17 protein-coding genes and 3 tRNA genes are annotated in these 19,027 nt (G+C 35.2%); 11 read left to right on the forward strand and 9 right to left on the reverse strand.

Annotated features, from left to right (window positions below):
- Positions 1-37: 37 nt before the first annotated feature.
- The 8 genes from ACXX80_RS07735 to ACXX80_RS07770 all read left to right on the forward strand — a co-directional run bounded on the left by ACXX80_RS07735 (position 38) and on the right by ACXX80_RS07770 (position 10,477).
- Positions 38-1,444, forward strand: coding sequence for a glycoside hydrolase family 30 protein (locus ACXX80_RS07735; RefSeq protein WP_458552707.1), 1,407 nt, complete (start codon positions 38-40; stop codon positions 1,442-1,444).
- A 27-nt stretch (positions 1,445-1,471) separates the two neighbouring features.
- Positions 1,472-2,929 carry a glycoside hydrolase family 30 protein gene (locus ACXX80_RS07740; protein WP_458552708.1) on the forward strand — a complete coding sequence of 486 codons (1,458 nt, stop codon included), beginning with the start codon at positions 1,472-1,474 and terminating at the stop codon, positions 2,927-2,929.
- 30 nt (positions 2,930-2,959) lie between these two features.
- Complete coding sequence (locus ACXX80_RS07745) at positions 2,960-4,699, forward strand: cellulase family glycosylhydrolase (protein ID WP_458552709.1); 1,740 nt, start codon at positions 2,960-2,962, stop codon at positions 4,697-4,699.
- Between the two features lie 70 nt (positions 4,700-4,769).
- Positions 4,770-6,995: a glycoside hydrolase family 3 N-terminal domain-containing protein gene (locus tag ACXX80_RS07750; RefSeq protein WP_458554086.1), complete on the forward strand. Its 2,226-nt coding sequence runs from the start codon at positions 4,770-4,772 to the stop codon at positions 6,993-6,995.
- A gap of 18 nt (positions 6,996-7,013) precedes the next feature.
- Positions 7,014-7,925: a sialate O-acetylesterase gene (locus ACXX80_RS07755; protein ID WP_458552710.1), complete on the forward strand. Its 912-nt coding sequence runs from the start codon at positions 7,014-7,016 to the stop codon at positions 7,923-7,925.
- A 237-nt stretch (positions 7,926-8,162) separates the two neighbouring features.
- Positions 8,163-9,572 carry an ADP-ribosylglycohydrolase family protein gene (locus ACXX80_RS07760; RefSeq protein ID WP_458552711.1) on the forward strand — a complete coding sequence of 470 codons (1,410 nt, stop codon included), beginning with the start codon at positions 8,163-8,165 and terminating at the stop codon, positions 9,570-9,572.
- Between the two features lie 163 nt (positions 9,573-9,735).
- Entirely contained in the window at positions 9,736-10,083 is a 348-nt protein-coding gene (locus ACXX80_RS07765) for a glycoside hydrolase family 3 C-terminal domain-containing protein (RefSeq protein WP_458552712.1), read from the forward strand.
- Positions 10,034-10,477 carry a fibronectin type III-like domain-contianing protein gene (locus ACXX80_RS07770; protein WP_458552713.1) on the forward strand — a complete coding sequence of 148 codons (444 nt, stop codon included), beginning with the start codon at positions 10,034-10,036 and terminating at the stop codon, positions 10,475-10,477. Before ACXX80_RS07765 ends, ACXX80_RS07770 begins: the two co-directional genes overlap by 50 nt.
- A gap of 221 nt (positions 10,478-10,698) precedes the next feature.
- Here the strand turns inward: ACXX80_RS07770 and ACXX80_RS07775 are convergent, their stop codons facing one another.
- Entirely contained in the window at positions 10,699-13,029 is a 2,331-nt protein-coding gene (locus tag ACXX80_RS07775; protein ID WP_458552714.1) for a glycoside hydrolase family 3 C-terminal domain-containing protein, read from the reverse strand.
- 325 nt (positions 13,030-13,354) lie between these two features.
- Here ACXX80_RS07775 and ACXX80_RS07780 point away from each other — a divergent pair, with 325 nt between their 5' ends.
- Positions 13,355-14,110 (forward strand): NUDIX hydrolase, encoded by a 756-nt coding sequence (locus ACXX80_RS07780; protein WP_315210859.1) that lies wholly within the window; start codon positions 13,355-13,357, stop codon positions 14,108-14,110.
- Between the two features lie 113 nt (positions 14,111-14,223).
- Here ACXX80_RS07780 and ACXX80_RS07785 read toward each other — a convergent pair whose 3' ends face one another.
- From ACXX80_RS07785 to ACXX80_RS07815, 7 genes are all read right to left on the reverse strand, one after another.
- Positions 14,224-14,475, reverse strand: a complete 252-nt coding sequence (locus ACXX80_RS07785; RefSeq protein WP_458552715.1) for a GIY-YIG nuclease family protein — start codon at positions 14,473-14,475, stop codon at positions 14,224-14,226.
- A 48-nt stretch (positions 14,476-14,523) separates the two neighbouring features.
- Positions 14,524-14,595: transfer RNA gene (locus tag ACXX80_RS07790), tRNA-Arg, on the reverse strand.
- Positions 14,590-14,841, reverse strand: a complete 252-nt coding sequence (locus ACXX80_RS07795) for a GIY-YIG nuclease family protein (RefSeq protein WP_458552716.1) — start codon at positions 14,839-14,841, stop codon at positions 14,590-14,592. The genes ACXX80_RS07790 and ACXX80_RS07795 overlap by 6 nt, the downstream gene beginning before the upstream one ends.
- A gap of 48 nt (positions 14,842-14,889) precedes the next feature.
- Positions 14,890-14,961, reverse strand: a tRNA-Arg gene (locus tag ACXX80_RS07800).
- A complete protein-coding gene (locus tag ACXX80_RS07805) occupies positions 14,956-15,207 on the reverse strand; it encodes a GIY-YIG nuclease family protein (protein ID WP_282744019.1) in 252 nt (83 codons plus the stop codon). Before ACXX80_RS07805 ends, ACXX80_RS07800 begins: the two co-directional genes overlap by 6 nt.
- 48 nt (positions 15,208-15,255) lie before the next feature.
- Positions 15,256-15,330, reverse strand: a tRNA-Val gene (locus ACXX80_RS07810).
- Between the two features lie 86 nt (positions 15,331-15,416).
- Positions 15,417-16,649 carry a bifunctional folylpolyglutamate synthase/dihydrofolate synthase gene (locus ACXX80_RS07815; RefSeq protein WP_458552717.1) on the reverse strand — a complete coding sequence of 411 codons (1,233 nt, stop codon included), beginning with the start codon at positions 16,647-16,649 and terminating at the stop codon, positions 15,417-15,419.
- Positions 16,650-16,778: 129 nt separating this feature from the next.
- Here ACXX80_RS07815 and ACXX80_RS07820 point away from each other — a divergent pair, with 129 nt between their 5' ends.
- Both ACXX80_RS07820 and ACXX80_RS07825 read left to right on the forward strand, forming a co-directional pair.
- Positions 16,779-17,474, forward strand: a complete 696-nt coding sequence (locus ACXX80_RS07820) for a MotA/TolQ/ExbB proton channel family protein (RefSeq protein WP_458552718.1) — start codon at positions 16,779-16,781, stop codon at positions 17,472-17,474.
- A 1-nt stretch (position 17,475) separates the two neighbouring features.
- A complete protein-coding gene (locus ACXX80_RS07825) occupies positions 17,476-17,871 on the forward strand; it encodes an ExbD/TolR family protein (protein ID WP_099713490.1) in 396 nt (131 codons plus the stop codon).
- 228 nt (positions 17,872-18,099) lie between these two features.
- On the opposite strand, the gene ACXX80_RS07830 is transcribed toward ACXX80_RS07825, so the two are convergent.
- Positions 18,100-18,999: an energy transducer TonB gene (locus ACXX80_RS07830; RefSeq protein ID WP_458552719.1), complete on the reverse strand. Its 900-nt coding sequence runs from the start codon at positions 18,997-18,999 to the stop codon at positions 18,100-18,102.
- Between the last annotated feature and the right edge of the window lie 28 nt (positions 19,000-19,027).

Raw genomic sequence — 19,027 nt, forward strand, 5'->3', positions numbered from 1 at the left:
TATGAAATTTTTAGCTGTATTAACCCTAATGCTGCTTATGTCAAAATGTTCTCCGTCTGGAGATCCTGTTGATCCGGCTCCAACGCCAACGCCAAATCCGCCTGCAGCAGTAACAAATGAAATGGATTTTTGGTTGACAAAAGGCAATCAAAGCGCTACACTTCAAAAGCAAACATCAATTCTTTCATTTGGTACAACCTATAATACTTATGCTAATATTGAGGTCGATGATGCTAAAACGTTTCAAACAATCGATGGTTTTGGATATACTTTAACAGGAGGAAGCGCTCAGGTTATCAATCAATTAAACACACAAAAGAGACAAGAATTATTAAAAGAATTGTTTGGTTCTGATGCTAATTCAATTTCCATTAGTTATTTAAGAATTAGTATTGGCGCGTCAGATTTGAATGCTGCGCCATTTACCTATGACGATTTGCCAAGCGGACAAAAGGATTTAAATCTGGATAATTTTAGTTTGGCACCAGATAAAACGGATTTGATTCCAATGCTAAAAGAAATTGTAGCAATCAATCCAAATATTAAAATTATGGCAACTCCATGGTCGCCACCAGTCTGGATGAAGGATAATAATGGTTTTGTTGGCGGAAGCTTAAAGCCGGAATATTACGCAGTTTATGCAAAATATTTTGTAAAATACATTCAAACAATGAAAGCCGAAGGAATCACCATTGATGCCATTACACCTCAGAACGAACCGTTGCATCCGGGCAATAATCCTAGTATGTTGATGATTGCATTGCATCAGGCTGATTTTATAAAAAATCATTTAGGGCCAGCTTTTAAAGCTGCAAATTTGGCAACCAAAATTGTAGCGTATGACCATAATTGCAACAAACCCGAATATCCTATTGCAGTGTTGAATGATCCAGGAGCGAATCCCTATGTTGATGGTTCTGCCTTTCATTTGTACGAAGGAGATATCAGTGCCTTGTCTACAGTTCACAGTGCTTTTCCCAATAAAAATATCTATTTCACGGAGCAATACACGTCTTCTACAGGAAGTTTTGAAGGTGATTTAAAATGGCATGTCAAAAATGTAATTATAGGTTCGATGCGCAATTGGAGTAAAACAGCATTAGAATGGAACTTAGCCAATAACGCTTCTTTTGGACCAAATACTCCGGGCGGTTGTACTACTTGCAAAGGCGCATTGACGATTAACAGCAGTGATAGTTTTACAAGAAATGTAGGATATTATATCATTGCTCACGCTTCTAAATTTGTTCCTGCAGGTTCCGTGAGAATTTCGAGTAACTTTAGTGGAAATTTGAATAATGTGGCTTTTAAAACGCCTAGTGGAAAAAAAGTTTTAATTGTTGAAAATGACGGAAACACTTCCGAAATTTTTAACATTAAATACAATGGAACTTGGATAACAACTTCACTGGAAGCAGGTTCAGTAGGAACGTATATCTGGTAAAATAACAATAGCATAATAATTTCTATCATGAAAAGAATAACTACAGTAGCCCTTTTAGCAGTGACTTTTTTGGCTTTTTCGCAGCAAAAAAATAAAACAAAACAAGTGTCTTTTTCGACTAAAGATAAAACGATTACCGTTTATACTACAGCAGAAAACACAAAGTTACGATTGACACAAACCGATAAGTTGAGTTTTAGTAGTTCAAAGCAACCTTTGGAAACAGAGATTTCTGTTTTTGTGGAGCCTAAAAAAACATTCCAAAATTTCATGGGAATTGGTGGAGCAATAACCGATGCCAGCGCTGAGGTTTTTGCAAAATTGAGCAAAGAGAAACAACAGGAGCTTTTGAACGCCTATTATAATAAGGAAAAAGGAATTGGGTATTCCTTATTGAGAACCACTATCCACAGTTCTGATTTTTCTAGCGGAAGTTATACCTATATCAAAGACGGAGACAAGGATTTAAAAACGTTCAACATTGATCACGACAGACAATATCGTATTCCAATGCTTAAAGAAGCCATAAAAACGGCTGGCGGGAAATTATTGCTTTATGTTTCGCCATGGAGCCCACCTGCTTTTATGAAAAGTAACGGTAGCATGCTAAAAGGAGGAACTTTACTTCCAGAATATTACCAGTCTTGGGCAAATTATTACACGAAATTTATCAAAGCGTATGAAAATGAAGGAATGCCAATTTGGGGATTAACTGTTCAAAACGAACCTATGGCAACGCAAACTTGGGAATCATGCGTATATTCTGCGGAAGCTGAAAGAGATTTTTTGAAAAATTTTCTGGGACCAACAATGAAAAAAGAAGGTTTAGGAGATAAAAAAATTGTGGTTTGGGACCACAATCGTGATTTGATGAACCAGCGAGCCAATGTTATTTTCTCAGATCCGGAAGCTTCAAAATATGCTTGGGGAATGGGATTTCATTGGTACGAAACTTGGGCAGGAGGAGAACCAATGTTTGATAATGTTCGAAAAGTACACGAAGCCTACCCGTCTAAAAATTTATTATTTACAGAAGGTTGTGTTGAAAAATTTGATGCTAAAAAATACCAATTCTGGGCAAACGGAGAACGATATGGAACTTCTATGATTAACGATTTTAATAATGGAACTGTAGGTTGGACAGATTGGAACATCCTTTTAGACCAAAACGGTGGGCCAAATCACGTAGGGAATTTTTGTTTTGCACCTATTCATGCCGATACCAATTCGGGAGAATTAATCTATACACCCTCGTATTATTATATTGGGCATTTCTCAAAATTCATTCGACCAGATGCTAAAAGAGTCAGCACAGCGGTAAGCCGAAGCAGTTTGATAAGTACGTCATTCCTGAATAAAGACGGGAAAATGGTTACTGTAGTGATGAATCAAAGTGATAAAAACGTGACGTATAATTTAATTATTGCTACCGAAAAAACGGTTGTCGTAATTCCGGCTCACGGGATTCAAACATTAGTATATTAATTTTAAACTGTTTTATTAAAAACTAATTGTATGAAAAAAACAGTTTTAATAGCCTTTATTTCTTTTTCAATTGCCTCGTTTGGACAGGGTTTTTTGCATAGAAATGGACAAGAAATTGTCGATGGAAATGGGAGAAATATTGTGTTGCGCGGTTTGGGATTGGGCGGATGGATGGTTCAGGAAGGATATATGCTTCAAACCGGTTCGTTTGCAGGTCCACAACATGTGATTAAACAAAAAATTACGGATTTAATTGGTGCTAAAAACACCGAAGAATTTTATGATGCTTATAAAGCAAATGGAATAACTAAGAGAGATATTGATTCATTGGCGGCTTGGGGATTCAATTCCGTTCGCTTGCCGATGCATTACAATTTATATACGTTGCCTCTTGACGAAGAAGCAGTTTCTGGTCAGAATACTTGGCTGGAAGAAGGTTTTAAAATGACCGATGAGTTGTTGAAATGGTGTGCTGCGAATAAAATATATTTGATTTTGGACTTGCATGCAGCTCCGGGAGGCCAAGGAAAAGATGCCAATATCTCTGATTATAATCCTGCAAAGCCATCACTTTGGGAAAGTACCGCCAACCAGGATAAAATGGTTGCGCTTTGGGAAAAATTAGCAGAGCGTTACAAAGATAATCCTTGGTTAGGAGCGTATGATATTATCAATGAGCCCAATTGGAATTTTACGGGAACGAATCAAAATGGTTGCGATGAAACTTCAAATGCGCCTTTAAGAGCTTTGCAGGTTAGAGTCACAAATGCCATTCGGGCCATCGATAAAAATCATTTAATTTTCATTGAAGGGAATTGTTGGGGGAATAATTACAACGGAATGTTTCCGCTTTGGGATGAAAATATGGCGTTGAGTTTTCATAAATATTGGAATCAAAACGATGTGGCTTCGATACAAAAAATGCTGGATTACAGAATGCAATACAATGTGCCAATTTGGTTGGGAGAAAGTGGAGAAAACTCTAATGTTTGGTTTAAGGAAGCTATCTCTTTAGTGGAGACAAATAACATTGGTTGGGCTTTTTGGCCAATGAAAAAAATCGAAAATTTAGCGGGAGTTACTTCGGTTACAAAAATACCTGAATACGAGCAATTGCTGCAATATTGGAATAATAAAAGTGCTAAACCTGATGTTGATTTTGCCAAAAAAGCATTGATGCAAATAGCCGAAAATTTCAAAATTGAAAATCTGACCATCAGATATGATGTGATTGATGCGATGTTCAGACAAGTTCAAACAACCGATACTAAGAAATACAAAAACCATTCTTTGCCCGGGAAAGTATTTGCAACAGAATATGATTTAGGACAAAACGGATACGCTTATTTGGATAAAGATGTCGCTAATTATGACGGTACTAAATTTACTAAATGGAACAAAGGTGGAATGATGCGAAATGATGGAGTTGATATTGAGTCTTGCAATGATACAATGACAAACGGATTTCAGGTTGCTTTTATTGAAGATGGTGAATGGTTGCAATACACCGTTGAGGTGAATACCAAAACTATTTTTGATGTTGCTGTACGTTATGCGAGTGAGGCTTCAGGTGGAAAACTTTATTTAGAAGATGAAAACGGAAAAATCTCTGAAACAATAGCAATTCCATCTTCAGGCGGAAAAGACAATTGGAAAACGGTGATTTTAAAAAATGTACTTTTACAACAAGGAACGAATAAAGTCAAAGTACGTTTCGAAAAAGGAAATTTTAATTTGAACTTTTTGGAATTTAAAAAGTCAAAAAAATAAAAGACAACCAAAACTATAAACTCGTTTCATGCTATTTTTAATAGCTACTGAAACAACAAAGAAATTTGAAATGAAAAAAATAGGAACTACAATTCTTTTATTGGTTTGTTTTCTTGGGTTTTCCCAACAAAAAACAATTGACCAAAAAGTGAATGCTTTACTAAAGCAAATGACACTCGAAGAAAAAATTGGACAACTCAATCAATATACGGGAGATAATCAGGCTACAGGACCCATAACGATAAATCCAAATAAAGAAATCGAAATTAAAAAAGGTTTAATTGGTTCGATGTTGAATGTTTTAGGAACTAAATATACGCGACAGTATCAAGAATTAGCGATGCAATCTCGATTGAAAATTCCGTTGTTATTTGGTCAGGATGTAGTGCATGGATACAAAACTACTTTTCCACTTCCTTTGGCTGAAGCTGCGAGTTGGGATTTAGACGCGATGGAACTTTCGGCAAGAATTGCTGCTGTTGAAGCATCTGCAAGTGGAATTCACTGGACATTTGCGCCTATGGTTGATATTTCTCGTGATCCGCGTTGGGGACGAGTGATGGAAGGCGCTGGAGAAGATACTTATTTAGGTTCAAGAATTGCTTACGCCAGAGTCAAAGGTTTTCAAGGGAATTTGGGAGATGTCAATTCTGTAATGGCTTGCGTGAAACATTTTGCGGCATATGGCGCAGCTGTTGGTGGGAGAGATTACAACTCAGTTGATATGAGCGAAAGAATGCTTTGGGAAACGTATTTGCCTCCTTTCAAAGCAGCTTTGGATGCAGGAGCGGCTACTTTTATGAATTCGTTTAATGATATTAATGGAATTCCGGCTACCGGAAATAAATACCTGCAAAGAGACATTCTGAAAGGGAAATGGAACTTTCAAGGTTTCGTTGTTTCTGATTGGGGTTCGATAGGAGAAATGGTTAATCACGGATTTTCAAAAGACAATAAAGAAGCCGCATTACAAGCCATAACTGCAGGAAGTGATATGGATATGGAAAGCAATGCGTATCGATACCATTTAGCAGAATTAGTTAAAGAAAATAAAGTGCCAATTGCTTTGATTGATGATGCTGTAAAAAGAATTTTACGCAAAAAATTTGAATTAGGACTTTTTGATAATCCTTATAAATACTCCAATCCGGAGAGAGAACAAGCTGCGTTGAACAATCCGGAGCACAGAAAAGCAGCCAGAGATATTGCAGCAAAAAGTATCGTTTTATTAAAGAATGATAGAAACATTTTACCACTTTCTAAAGACACAAAAACGATAGCTTTTATTGGGCCTTTAGTTAAAGAACACAAGCAAAATATGGGTTTTTGGGCAGTGGAATTACCAGGGCTGGATTATGACAAACAAGTGGTTTCCCAATGGGAAGGTGTACAAAATAAGGTAGGGAATAAAACGAAATTGCTTTACGCCAAAGGGTGTGAAATCGAAGGGGATAATAAAGATGGTTTTGCGGAAGCAATTGCTGTTGCTAATCAAGCTGATGTTGTGATTTTGAGTATTGGGGAACGTTGGGATATGAGCGGCGAAGCCAAAAGTAAAAGCAATATTCATTTGCCTGGAGTTCAGGAAGAATTGGTAAAAGCGATTCAAGCAACTGGAAAACCGGTTGTAGTTTTAATTAACGCCGGAAGACCGCTTGTTTTTAATTGGACTGCAGATAATGTTCCTGCAATTGCTTACACATGGTGGTTAGGAAGTGAAGCAGGAAACGCCATTGCTGATGTTTTGTTTGGCGATTACAATCCTTCGGGGAAATTGCCAATGTCTTTTCCAAGGGAAGAAGGACAAATTCCTATTTATTACAATCATTTTAATACAGGAAGACCAGCTCCAAATGAAACAGCTTTTAATTATGTGTCGGCGTATACAGATTTAAAAAATAGCCCTAGATTTCCTTTTGGCTATGGATTGAGTTATACTACTTTCGAATATTCAGATTTGAAATTATCGAAAAATAAAATTAAAAATACTGAAAAGATTACTGTTTCATTAAATGTAAAAAATTCAGGAAAAGTAGCAGGTGAGGAAGTGGTTCAGATGTATTTGAGAGACAAAGTTGGATCAGTGGTTCGACCAATAATTGAGTTGAAAGATTTTCAAAAGATAAAACTGAATGCTGGAGAAACTAAAGTGGTGAAGTTTATCATTGACAAAGAAAAAGTATCTTTTTACAATGCTGCATTACAGTGGATTGCTGAGTCTGGAGATTTTGATTTAATGATTGGATCTTCTTCAGTCGATATTCGATTAAGAGCTGGTTTTGAATTAGTGAATTGATTTTAGAAAATAAAAAAAATGAAAAATGTAGTACTGTTTTTTCTAATACCCTTTTTATTTTTCGCACAAACAAAAAAAGATACTATTAGAGTATTTTATTTGGGAGGGCAGTCAAACATGCAAGGGTATGGGTATGTAAAAGAACTTCCGGACTCTTTAAAAAAAATAAATAAAAATGTTTTTATTTATCAAGGAAACCCTGTAGGAGATAATGATAAAACCGGCGGTTTAGGGAAGTGGGAAGTACTTCAGTCCGGTAATGGAACAGGGTTTGCATCGAATGGGATTAAAAATACGTTTTCGGATAGATTTGGTGTAGAACTTTCGTTTGCCAAAAAGCTACAGGAATTATATCCAAACCAAAAACTCGCCATTATAAAATATGCAAGAAATGGATCCTCGATTGATAGTATTGGGACTTCCTTTTTTGGTGCTTGGGAGCCTAGTTTTAAAGGCGGGAAAGGAATAAATCAGTACGATTATTTTCTAAAAACAGTTAATAACGCCATGGCTGTAAAAGACATAAATGGTGATGGTGTCGAAGATGTTTTGATTCCATGCGGTATCATCTGGATGCAAGGCGAAAGTGATGCCGATAAAACAGAACAAATCGCAAATCAATATTATGCGAATTTAAAAAGGTTGATGGAACTCATGCGAGCCACTTTTAGAAATAATGATTTGCCTATTGTAATTGGAAAAATATCCGATTCTGGAGATGATGTCGATGGAAAAGTTTGGGGTTTTGGCGAATTGGTGCAATATGGACAAGAAAAATTTGCCGCAACAGAACTTAATGTTGGCATTGTAAGAACAACGAGTCACTATAAATATTCAGATAAATATCATTATAAAAGCGACGGATATATTGATTTGGGCAACGAATTTGCAAAGGCAGTTTTCCTATTGATTACTAAAAAAAAACAATAAGTCCAAAGGACAGATTTCGAATTGATTTTTTATAGATAGTTGAATCGATGAAAGTTCAAAACAATTCAGCCTACGATAGAGAATCTAAAAATGGAGTTTGGTTTTGATTCGAGAGACTTTGATTCGACGATTAGCTTTCATCGGTCAATTTTCTTTTGAAGGACAGTTTTCAAAATAGAATTTGAATATAAAAACAAACTGTCTAAAAAGACAACCTCATTTGTAAAAACAAATTAAATGCTTAATATGATTGGTTTAGATTATGATTTCCGTTTAAAAAACAATTCTAAATTGCTGTTGTATTTCTGTGTGGTAGTACTATTTACGTCAAATTTACCAGCTCAAAAGACAGGGGGTAAAAAAAGCATTCATAAGGATAATAAGTTACAGCCTGCAAATTTAGTGTTCTCAAGGCAGGATTATAAAAATAAATTGGAGGGTTTCTGGTTAGGGGAATGTATTGCCAATTGGACGGGATTAGTAACGGAAATGGATAAAATAGGTGACATAGGCGAAATTAAAACAGGTCGTTTTTACACTCGTGAAGATTGGGGAAAAAAGGATGTGCCAAGCATTTGGGGACAAGGAATTCCGAGTAACTTATCTGAGGAGATAGATTTTGTTTTTGAAAACAAAGAGGGTAATTGGGGTTCTGATGATGATACAGATATTGAATATATTTATCAAGAGCTTCTTTTGAAAAATAAAACAGCGTTACTTTCTGGGGAGCAGATTAGAGAAGGTTGGTTGAAACATATAAAAGTTGAAGAAGAAAATTATTTGTGGGTTTCCAATCAAAAAGCGTATAATTTAATGAGAGAAGGAATGATTCCTCCCGCAACAGGAGATCCAAAAAACAACCCCGAATTTGAAATGATTGATGCGCAACTAACCACCGAAATTTTTGGATTATTAGCTCCGGCACGTCCAGATATTGCATTAAAGATGGCTCATATACCAATACAAACAACGGCAAGATTTAATTCGCAATGGATTTCTGAATTTTATGTCATCATGCATTCATTAGCTTCCAGAGTCGATACTAAAATGCCTATGAAAGATCAAATAATGTGGATGGCCGATCATTCCCGGCAACGTTTGCCAAACGATTCATATTCGGCTAAAATGTTTGATTTTGTAAAAAGTCAATATCTTAAAAGTGTACCATGGGAGCAGGTTCGGGATTCGGTTTATCAAAGGTATCAGGTTGATCAAAAGGATGGTTATAATATGACCTCTCAGGGAAGGTATTGTAATGGTTGTTTTGCGGCCGGAATCAATTTTGCATCTAGTATAATTAGTCTTTTATATGGTGAAGGTGAACTGAAAAACACAATAAAAATTGGGGCTTTAGCGGGTTGGGACTCGGATAATCCTACGGCAACATGGGGTGGGTTACTTGGGTTTATGATTGGAAAAGTAGGGGTAGAAAAAGCCTTCAATAGAAAATTTTCCAATCAATTTAACATTCATCGTACAAGGGTTGGTTTTCCAAATAACGGCATAGATACCTTTTCGAATATGGCAAATAAAGGGCTGTTTATTATAGATAATGTGGTGCAAAAACAAATGAAAGGAAAAGTAGATCTTAAGAAAGGACTTTGGTATATACCTAATAGTCAGCTTATGATTTCAAAAGGAAATTAGTGAATTTCAATTGGCGGAATAGTAAAAAATAACTAAAAGAATAGTTTTAAACTGAAAACAAAAAATGATAAATTTTTAAAATTGCAGGTTCCTTTATTTTCAAAAAAAAAATGAACTAAATTGCTTCTTTCAAAGGGTATAATTTAATTACTAGATAGATCGCATGTTAAAAGCCATTATAGATAACAAGGAAAATTATCAGCCGGGTTTGTCAATAGATTGTATGATTTTCGGATTTCATGACAATCAGCTCAAAGTGTTATTGATAAAAACAAAGTACAGTGATAAATGGGCTTTACCAGGAGGTTTTGTGTCTGTAAATGAAGATGTTGATGAGGCTGCTGTCACTGTTTTGTTTGGCGATTACAATCCTTCGGGGAAATTGCCAATGTCTTTTCCAAGGGAAGAAGGACAAATTCCTATTTATTACAATCATTTTAATACAGGAAGACCAGCTCCAAATGAAACAGCTTTTAATTATGTGTCGGCGTATAACGGATTTAAAAAATAGTCCTAGATTTCCTTTTGGCTATGGATTGAGTTATACTACTTTCGAATATTCAGATTTGAAATTATCGAAGAATAAAATTAAAAATACTGAAATAATTACTGTTTCATTAAATGTGAAAAATTCAGGAAAAGTAGCAGGTGAGGAAGTGGTTCAGCTGTATTTGAGAGACAAAGTTGGATCTGTGGTTCGACCAATAATTGAGTTGAAAGATTTTCAAAAAATAAAACTGACTGCTGGAGAAACTAAGGTGGTGAAGTTTATCATTGACAAAGAAAAAGTATCTTTTTATAATGCTGCATTACAATGGATTGCTGAGCCTGAAGATTTTGATTTAATGATTGGATCGTCCTCTGCAGATATTCGTTTGAAAACGACTTTTGAATTAGTAAAATAAAAAAAACTCAATCGGCAGTACTTCAAAGAATTCTGTCGATTGAGTTGAGTTTTAGATAAAAAAAGTATTGACTCTAGATCTATTGTCTAACGAACTTGTAGTTATGGTATTTAATTAGGAAAATAGATTTGATAAGAGAGAATTTAATTTAGATGCCTCTATAGACGATGTCCAATTAAATTCTTTTTCAATACTTTTTTAACAACAATTAATAACAATTTTTAATTTTGGTTGACAGCTTTCAAAATACCATCCAGATTTTCTTCTGTGAATTTTCCTCCTGATAATAAAAGAAATTTATTAATTGGCATATCGGCTAACATTGCTTCTAAAAATGAAGCTGCTTTTTTTTCATCTTCTGTTTCTGGTTTTTTATTCGCACCAGTGAAACTTTGAACTAGTTGTTCGTATATCGCTTGACTGTTTGGAGATTTTTTGAATTCCTTAAATAATGATTCACGTGTCAGCACTATTTTTGCAGCTTTTGTAGTTTCAATAGCTATGGTTTGTTTTAAGGGTAAATCACGAGATGAACTTCCAATAAGGATGTCAAAGTTTCCTGATTTTATTGCCCAATCATGAGATTTTGAATTAAAATAAGCAAAATCACGTGAAGTCAATTGAAATGTAACTGTTTTTTCTTCTCCGGCTAGCAATGCTATTTTTTCAAAGTGTTTCAGTTCGTTTTCGGGTCTTGCCACTTCGCTTTCTTGTTCATGAACATACAGTTGAACGACTTCTTTACCCGCAATTTTACCTGTATTTTTTACTTTTACTGAGATTGTGATTACGTCAGAATCTTTAGCTGATGTAGTATTGGCTTTAATGTCAGAGTACGAAAAAGAGGTGTAACTCAAACCGTATCCAAAAGGAAAGTTAGGTTCAATTTTCTTTTTGTCATAATAACGGTATCCAATAAAAATCCCTTCGCCATAATTTGCATTTCCATCTTTTGATGGGAAATCCATTGCCGTTGGAGTGTCTTCCAAACGTGCAGGAAAAGTTTCAGATAATTTTCCGGAAGGATTTATTTTTCCAGTCAATACATCAGCAATTGCACCACCACCGGCTTGACCACCAAGATACGCTTCAACGATTGCTGCAACATCATTTTTCCAAGGCATAGAAACAGCAGCGCCATTCATCAATACTACTACAATGTTTTTGTTAACTTTTGCTACTTCTGAAATCAATTTGTTGTGACCTGCAGGCAAGTCCATGCTGTTTCTGTCAAAACCTTCTGATTCATAGCTGTCTGGTAAACCAGCAAAAACAATCACTAATTCTGAATTTTGTGCATTTTGAACTGCTTCAGCAATTTTAGCATCATCCGTTTCTCCTGCAGTATTGTATCCAGTTGAAAACGAAAATTGAGTTCCTTTTGCCATTTTTTGCAATTCATTCAGTGCATTTACTATTTGTGTAGGTCGCACTTGTGAACTTCCGGCTCCTTGATAACGTGGGTTTTTTGCAAAATCTCCAACAATAGCTATCTTTTTTAAAGCTGATTGTAATGGTAAAATCGCATTGTCGTTTTTCAATAAAACAATACATTCGGCACTTACTTGTCTGGCCAATTCATTGTGTTTTACTTTGTCTACAACAATTCCTTTTTTGTGGCTGTCTTTTGCTTTTAAAGTAATGGCAAGTAAATCTGTTACGATTTCATCCAATCTGGCTTCCGCCAAAGTTCCTTTTTTTACTGCTTCAACAATCTTTTTATCATTGAAACCACCACTAGCAGGCATTTCTAAATGCATTCCGGAATTAACTCCTAAAGCTCTTTCGTTTACTGCACCCCAATCCGAAACTACAAAACCTTGTAAGCCCCATTTTTCTTTTAGCATTTGATTCAATAAATAAGAATTTTCGGAAGCATATGTTCCGTTAAGTTTATTGTACGAACACATTACTGTCCAAGGTTGTGCTTCTTTTACGGCCATTTCAAAGGCTGGAAAATAGATTTCGTTTAAAGTACGTTCGTCAACATTAGAACTATTAGACATACGTTCTGCTTCCTGACTGTTTGCCGCAAAGTGTTTCATGGAAGTTCCTACACCTTGACTTTGAACTCCATTTATAAAACCGATAGCAATTTTTCCGGCTAAAACTGGATCTTCAGAAAAATATTCGAAGTTTCTTCCTCCAAGAGGCGAACGCTTCATATTAACTCCGGGTCCTAATAATATTTGAACATCGTTAGCTTGAGATTCAATTCCTAAAGCTTCACCCATTTTTTGTGCCAATGCTGGATTCCAAGAAGAAGCAAGTGCTGATGCTGTTGGAAAGCAAGTAGAAGGAACACTATTAGTAAAATCGAAACCTTCTGCTTTACGTAAACCATGCGGTCCGTCAGTCATAAAAATGGACGGAATGCCTAATCTGCTAATTGCTTTTGTTGACCAAGCTGTTTCACCGGAACACAAAGAAGCTTTTTCTTCTAAGGTCATTTGTGAAACTAATTTTTTTGCTTTAGCGCGGTAATCTACTGCTTGGGCATATGATTGTGATGACAATGTAAGTCCAATAAGTAGTAAAATGATTTTTTTCATAGTCTTTAGTTTGGTTGTTTTTTGGTAACTATTTTAAATAACTAATCTTATGTGTTATTTTGACGCAATGTACATCTTTTTTTGATTCACAATGCATTTACTATAAAATTTCACATTTTTTTTTCATAAATGATTTTTTTTACTATTTTTTTGTCTAAATGTGTTTTCTTGTCAAATGGATTTGTTTCTTTGCCGAAATATTTTTTTGGGTTTAAACCAAAAGCAAAGTATGGCGGATTTTCAAAATTAGGCCTTCTTTTATTTTCTTAAAAAAATGAACTAAATTGCGTCTTTCAAAGGGTGTATAATTACTAGAATAAATCACATGTTAAAAACCATTTTAGATAACAAGGAAGACTATCAGCCAGGTTTATCAATAGATTGTGTGATTTTCGGATTTCATGACAATCAGCTCAAAGTGTTATTGATAAAAACAAAGTACAGTGATAAATGGGCTTTGCCAGGAGGTTTTGTGTCTGTAAATGAAGGTATTGATGAGGCCGCTGTCACTGTTTTACATGGTAGAACAGGATTGAAAGGGATTTTTCTGAGGCAGTTTTCCACCTTTGGAGCAGCCAGAAGGTGTAATGTTGATGTTAGTAATTCTGTTTTAGATTTTTACGGAATACCTTTAGACGAGGGGAAATGGTATGCTAGCCGTTTTGTAACGGTTGGTTATTATGCCTTAGTAGATTTTTTACAAACGGTTCCACAGCCTGACGGGAAAAATGAAATTGTAGAGTGGATTGATCATAATGCTGTTCCTGAACTAGTTTTAGATCATAAGGAAATTTTAGACAAAGCATTAGAAACCCTTCGAATGGAGTTGAATCTAATGCCGGTAGGCTATAATTTACTTCCTGAAAAATTTACTATTCCGGAATTACAAAAATTATATGAAACCATTCTAGGCAGAAAACTAGACCGAAGAAATTTTTTACGTAAGATAACGGCAATAGGCATTTTAACAAAGCTGGACGAAAAGAAAAGTAATGTCGCGCATAAAGCGCCAAATTTATATAGTTTCGATAAAGAAAAATATGAAGAAGTCGTTAAGAATGGATTGACCCAAGGTTGGTAATAAAAAAAGTTATAAAAAAACTCCATTAGAAATAATGGAGTTTTTTGTGGGCGATGAGAGGTTCGAACCCCCGACCACTTCCGATAGAATCGGAATGCTATGAGTCAGCTGAACTAATCTTTTTTTGAAATTAGTTCCTGAATTTTAATCCTACTTTTCCAAGATTTGATTTGTAATTCTCTTTGTTGAGCTAATTCTTTTGTTTCGTATTTTTCGATATAAACAACTTTCCAATCATTTACATTGTCAGTAAAACCTTTGCTTTTTTGATTATGCCGAATAATACGTTCTTCTAAATTAGAAGTGAAGCCAATATAATATCTATTTTTAATTCCGCTAAAAAGGATGTAAGTAATGTGTTCCATAAACTATTAGGCATAAAAAAACTCCATTATTTCTAATGGAGTTTTTTGTGGGCGATGAGGGGTTCGAACCCCCGACCACTTCCGATAGAATCGGAATGCTATGAGTCAGCTGAACTAATCTTTTTTTGAAATTAGTTCCTGAATTTTAATCCTACTTTTCCAAGATTTGATTTGTAATTCTCTTTGTTGAGCTAATTCTTTTGTTTCGTATTTTTCGATATAAACAACTTTCCAATCATTTACGTTGCGAGTAAAACCTTTGCTTTTTTGATTGTGCCTAATAATACGTTCTTCTAAATTAGAAGTGAAGCCAATATAATATCTATTTTTAATTCCGCTAAAAAGGATGTAAGTAATGTGTTCCATAAACTATTAGACATAAAAAAACTCCATTATTTCTAATGGAGTTTTTTGTGGGCGATGAGGGGTTCGAACCCCCGACCACTTCCGATAGAATCGGAATGCTATGAGTCAGCTGAACTAATCTTTTTTTGAAATTAGTTCCTGAATTTTAATCCTACTTTTCCAAGATTTGATTTGTAATTCTCTTTGTTGAGCTAATTCTTTTGTTTCGTATTTTTCGATATAAACAACTTTCCAATCATTTACGTTGCCAGTAAAACCTTTGCTTTTTTGATTATGCCTAATAATACGTTCTTCTAAATTAGAAGTGAAGCCAATATAATATCTATTTTTAATTCCGCTAAAAAGGATGTAAGTAATGTGTTCCATAAACTATTAGACATAAAAAAACTCCATTATTTCTAATGGAGTTTTTTGTGGGCGATGAGGGGTTCGAACCCCCGACCCCCTCGGTGTAAACGAGGTGCTCTGAACCAGCTGAGCTAATCGCCCTAAACAATTTGGTTACTTTCGTTTCCGTTATTGCGTGTGCAAATATACGACTAGAATTGGTATTTGCAAGTAAAAAAATAAAAAAATTATAAAATTTCTGCTACGACAAAGGTGCTTCCGCCAATGTATATAAAATCAGATTTTGCAGCGTTTCCGATTGCTTTTTGATAAGCTTCTGAAACAGAATTATATACTTCGCCTTTTAGGTCGAAGCTAGCCGCTTTTTGTTTTAAAATTAGAACATCCAGGCCGCGAGGAATATTTGGCTTACAGAAATAATAGATTGCTTTTTTAGGGAACAAAGGTAGGATTTCATCTAAATCTTTGTCATTTACAACTCCCAAAACAATATGTAAAGTATCAAAATCTTCTTTTTGGATTTGATTCAAAACAATTTCTAGTCCGTTTTTATTGTGTGCGGTATCGCAAATAACTTTTGGAAATTCATTCAATTGTTGCCATCTTCCTTGAAGTCCGGTATTTTTCACCACATTCAATAAACCTGATTTTATATTCTCCGGAGTGATTTTAAATTCGTTTTGTTCGTTTAAAATTTTGACAGTTTGTAAAACAGTTTTTTTATTATGAATTTGATAATCTCCAATTAAGTCAGAAAAATAGGTTTCTGAAATCAAATCAGCAGCAAAATAGATTTCCGAATTGCATTCTTTGGCTTTGGCCAAAAAAACTGGCTTGGTTTCAGGAGTATATTCTCCTATTATTACAGGAATTTTGGGTTTGATAATCCCCGCTTTTTCGAAAGCAATGGCTTCTAGCGTATTTCCCAAAAATTGTGTGTGATCCAATCCTATATTGGTAATCACCGAAACTAATGGCGTAATGATATTGGTAGCGTCTAACCGTCCACCCATTCCCACTTCAATAACGGCGATGTCTACTTTTTCTTTGGCAAAATAATCGAAGGCTAAACCAACGGTCATTTCGAAAAAACTCATGTCATTCGATTCAAAAAAACTTTTGTGTTCATTGGTGAAATCAGTAACAAATTCCTCGGAAATATCTCCCGAAACTTCGGGGCCGTTAATTTTTATACGCTCTCTAAAATCCTTTAAATGGGGTGAAGTGTACAATCCAACTTTATAACCCGCTTCCTGAAGAATCGATGCCAACATATGCGACGTAGATCCTTTTCCGTTAGTTCCTGCAATATGAATGCATTTTAATTTTTCCTGTGGATTTTCAAGATGCGCTAGTAGCAAATGCGTGTTAGTTAGATCTTTTTTATATGCCGAAGCGCCCTGAAGTTGGTACATCGGGAGCTGGTTAAACATCCAATTTATGGTTTCCTGATAGTTCATTTTTGTAATAAAATAGTAGTTGTTTAAAATATTTTTCGATTTTTTTAGTTTAATAGTACATCGAAAAGTATCTTTAGTGCAAAATTGAAATAATTTTTAGAATTAATGATTAAAATACAATAATATTATATGTTTAGTTTTATACAATTACAGGCCGACACCATTACCAACGCTGCTTCAAACGTAGTTATCGAAAAAATTGCTCCAAATGCCGAAATATCCACTTTAGGATTCCTTTTAAAAGGTGGTGTGTGGCTTATTCCAATTGGGATTCTATTATTTTACACTTTTTATGTGATTATTGAACGCTATTTGTATATCAATAAAGCATCAAAAATCGATACTCTTTTGATGCGTGATGTTCGAGATAATTTAAATTCAGGAAATCTTGATTTGGCTCGTTCTATTGCTGAAAGAAATAGTACAGCTTCAGGTAATATCATCAAAGAAGGAATTCTGGTTATTGGTAGACCCATCATTGAAATTGAATCCAATATGGATCGTGCTGCAGATATCGAAATAGGAGGAATGGAAAAGCATTTAGGACATTTAGGACTTATTGCCGGAATTGCGCCTACATTAGGATTTATTGGAACAATTTCAGGAGTTATTAAAATATTTTATAGTATTTCGGTAACTGAAAATATTAGTATCGGTAATATTTCTGGAGGATTATATGAGAAAATGATCAGTAGTGGTGCTGGATTAATCGTTGGTATTATTGCCTATAGCGGATACCATTTATTAAACGGCAAAATTGATAATTTTGCTTTAAAAATTCAAAAACAAATATTAGAATTTGTAAATATTATTCAAAGATCATAATATGTCTATAAAAAGAAAAAGAAGATTTCATGCCGAGGTCGCGACTTCTTCATTGAGTGATATTATGTTTTTCCTGTTGTTATTTTTCTTGATTATTTCAACGTTGGCTAATCCTAATGTTATCAAGATGACGTTGCCAAAAGCACAGTCCAATGAGAAAACAAACAAGCAATACATTAGTTTATCTGTCACAGAAGATAAAAAATTCTATATCGACAAGCAACCTGTTTCATTTGAAGAACTCGAAACAACTTTGATGTCTAAGATGGATTCATCGAAAGACCAAACGGTTATTGTTCGCATTCCGTTCAATTTACAAGTGCAAGATTTAGTTGACGTACTGCAAATAGGAGTGAAGAACAATCTGAAGTTTGTAATAGCTACTTCTCCAAAGTAAAAGTTATTTGTAGTTTTTACGAAGCATCTGCATTATTTGGGCGTGACCACAATAGAAAAAGGAGCTGATCAACTTTATGCTGATTAGCTCCTTTTTCTATTACGGTCGGGCTATCCGCAGTACTTCGGTACTTACTCCTATCCCTCACGCAAATTCGTAAAATATCAAATTCTTGAGTTGTCATTGCGAGGTATCCTTGAAAACAAAAAAGTGACGTTTCTAATTGTTCTAATTCAAATTGAAATTATAAACAATCTTACCGACTTGCTTTTCCGGTGCATCGTTGCTGGCGTCCCATCTGGTATTCATTGCTGCAATTCTGGCTTGGTCTAACAAACATTTCGCAGTATTTGTTGTTCCTTTTACACCGGCAACTGCATTTATTGTCCTTCCGGTTCTGTCTACAGAAACTTCTACGACTACTTTTCCTTGTTCATTACAGGTATATTTTGGTGCAGGTTTAGATAATGCTTTTCGGTTTCCTAAAGAATACCCAACGCCTCCGCCAGAACCACTTCCGCTTCCGCCACCGCTTCCTGAACCATAACCGCTACCAGTTCCTATTCCTGTTCCAGTACCATTTCCACCGCCTGTTCCTCCACCGGAACCACCAGTTCCATAATACCCGTTAGAACTTAAACTTCCATTGGTTTTTCCTTTGTTTCCGGCAGCTTTATCATCTCCATCACCACCTTTATTAGAACCTTTTAATATGCTGGATAAAGCATCATTTGTATTGTTAGAAACTTTAGGTTTTACAACCACTGGTTTCGTTTCTTCTTTTACAACGACTGTTGGTTTTTTAGTTTTTTCTTTCGTCGGAATCACAACACTTTCTTCAGTAGTGTTTTCTTGAGATAAAATAGCTTCGTCTGGAGTTGATTTTGCAGGAGTTTGTCTGCTTTGGTTTTTTACTTCCAAAACTTCACTTTTATAATCTGCTCCAGAACCAAAATCGCTGTCGCCAAAATTTACCGTAACGCCGCCGCCACCGCCACCACCGGCAAGTTCATCCATGTTTGCAGGAGGCCAAAAGCGGATGAAAAATAAAATTAACAACATTGTCGCATACAAAAGAATGGATATTGCTAAGGATTTCTTTTGATCTGATGAAATGGTGGAACTCATTTGTGTTATAAATTTTAAAAAGTGTATT

This window comes from Flavobacterium sp. GNP002 (assembly GCF_054343795.1).

Bases quoted from the DNA above. Each gene is read 5' to 3' on its own strand.
- ACXX80_RS07820 (WP_458552718.1), top strand. From the start codon at position 16,779: ATGTTTAGTTTTATACAATTACAGGCCGACACCATTACCAACGCTGCT.
- ACXX80_RS07815 (WP_458552717.1), bottom strand. From the start codon at position 16,649: ATGAACTATCAGGAAACCATAAATTGGATGTTTAACCAGCTCCCGATG.
- ACXX80_RS07780 (WP_315210859.1), top strand. From the start codon at position 13,355: ATGTTAAAAACCATTTTAGATAACAAGGAAGACTATCAGCCAGGTTTA.
- ACXX80_RS07830 (WP_458552719.1), bottom strand. From the start codon at position 18,999: ATGAGTTCCACCATTTCATCAGATCAAAAGAAATCCTTAGCAATATCC.
- ACXX80_RS07750 (WP_458554086.1), top strand. From the start codon at position 4,770: ATGAAAAAAATAGGAACTACAATTCTTTTATTGGTTTGTTTTCTTGGG.
- ACXX80_RS07825 (WP_099713490.1), top strand. From the start codon at position 17,476: ATGTCTATAAAAAGAAAAAGAAGATTTCATGCCGAGGTCGCGACTTCT.
- ACXX80_RS07805 (WP_282744019.1), bottom strand. From the start codon at position 15,207: ATGGAACACATTACTTACATCCTTTTTAGCGGAATTAAAAATAGATAT.
- ACXX80_RS07735 (WP_458552707.1), top strand. From the start codon at position 38: ATGTCAAAATGTTCTCCGTCTGGAGATCCTGTTGATCCGGCTCCAACG.
- ACXX80_RS07760 (WP_458552711.1), top strand. From the start codon at position 8,163: ATGCTTAATATGATTGGTTTAGATTATGATTTCCGTTTAAAAAACAAT.
- ACXX80_RS07745 (WP_458552709.1), top strand. From the start codon at position 2,960: ATGAAAAAAACAGTTTTAATAGCCTTTATTTCTTTTTCAATTGCCTCG.
- ACXX80_RS07765 (WP_458552712.1), top strand. From the start codon at position 9,736: ATGTTAAAAGCCATTATAGATAACAAGGAAAATTATCAGCCGGGTTTG.
- ACXX80_RS07785 (WP_458552715.1), bottom strand. From the start codon at position 14,475: ATGGAACACATTACTTACATCCTTTTTAGCGGAATTAAAAATAGATAT.
- ACXX80_RS07795 (WP_458552716.1), bottom strand. From the start codon at position 14,841: ATGGAACACATTACTTACATCCTTTTTAGCGGAATTAAAAATAGATAT.
- ACXX80_RS07770 (WP_458552713.1), top strand. From the start codon at position 10,034: ATGAAACAGCTTTTAATTATGTGTCGGCGTATAACGGATTTAAAAAAT.
- ACXX80_RS07755 (WP_458552710.1), top strand. From the start codon at position 7,014: ATGAAAAATGTAGTACTGTTTTTTCTAATACCCTTTTTATTTTTCGCA.
- ACXX80_RS07740 (WP_458552708.1), top strand. From the start codon at position 1,472: ATGAAAAGAATAACTACAGTAGCCCTTTTAGCAGTGACTTTTTTGGCT.
- ACXX80_RS07775 (WP_458552714.1), bottom strand. From the start codon at position 13,029: ATGAAAAAAATCATTTTACTACTTATTGGACTTACATTGTCATCACAA.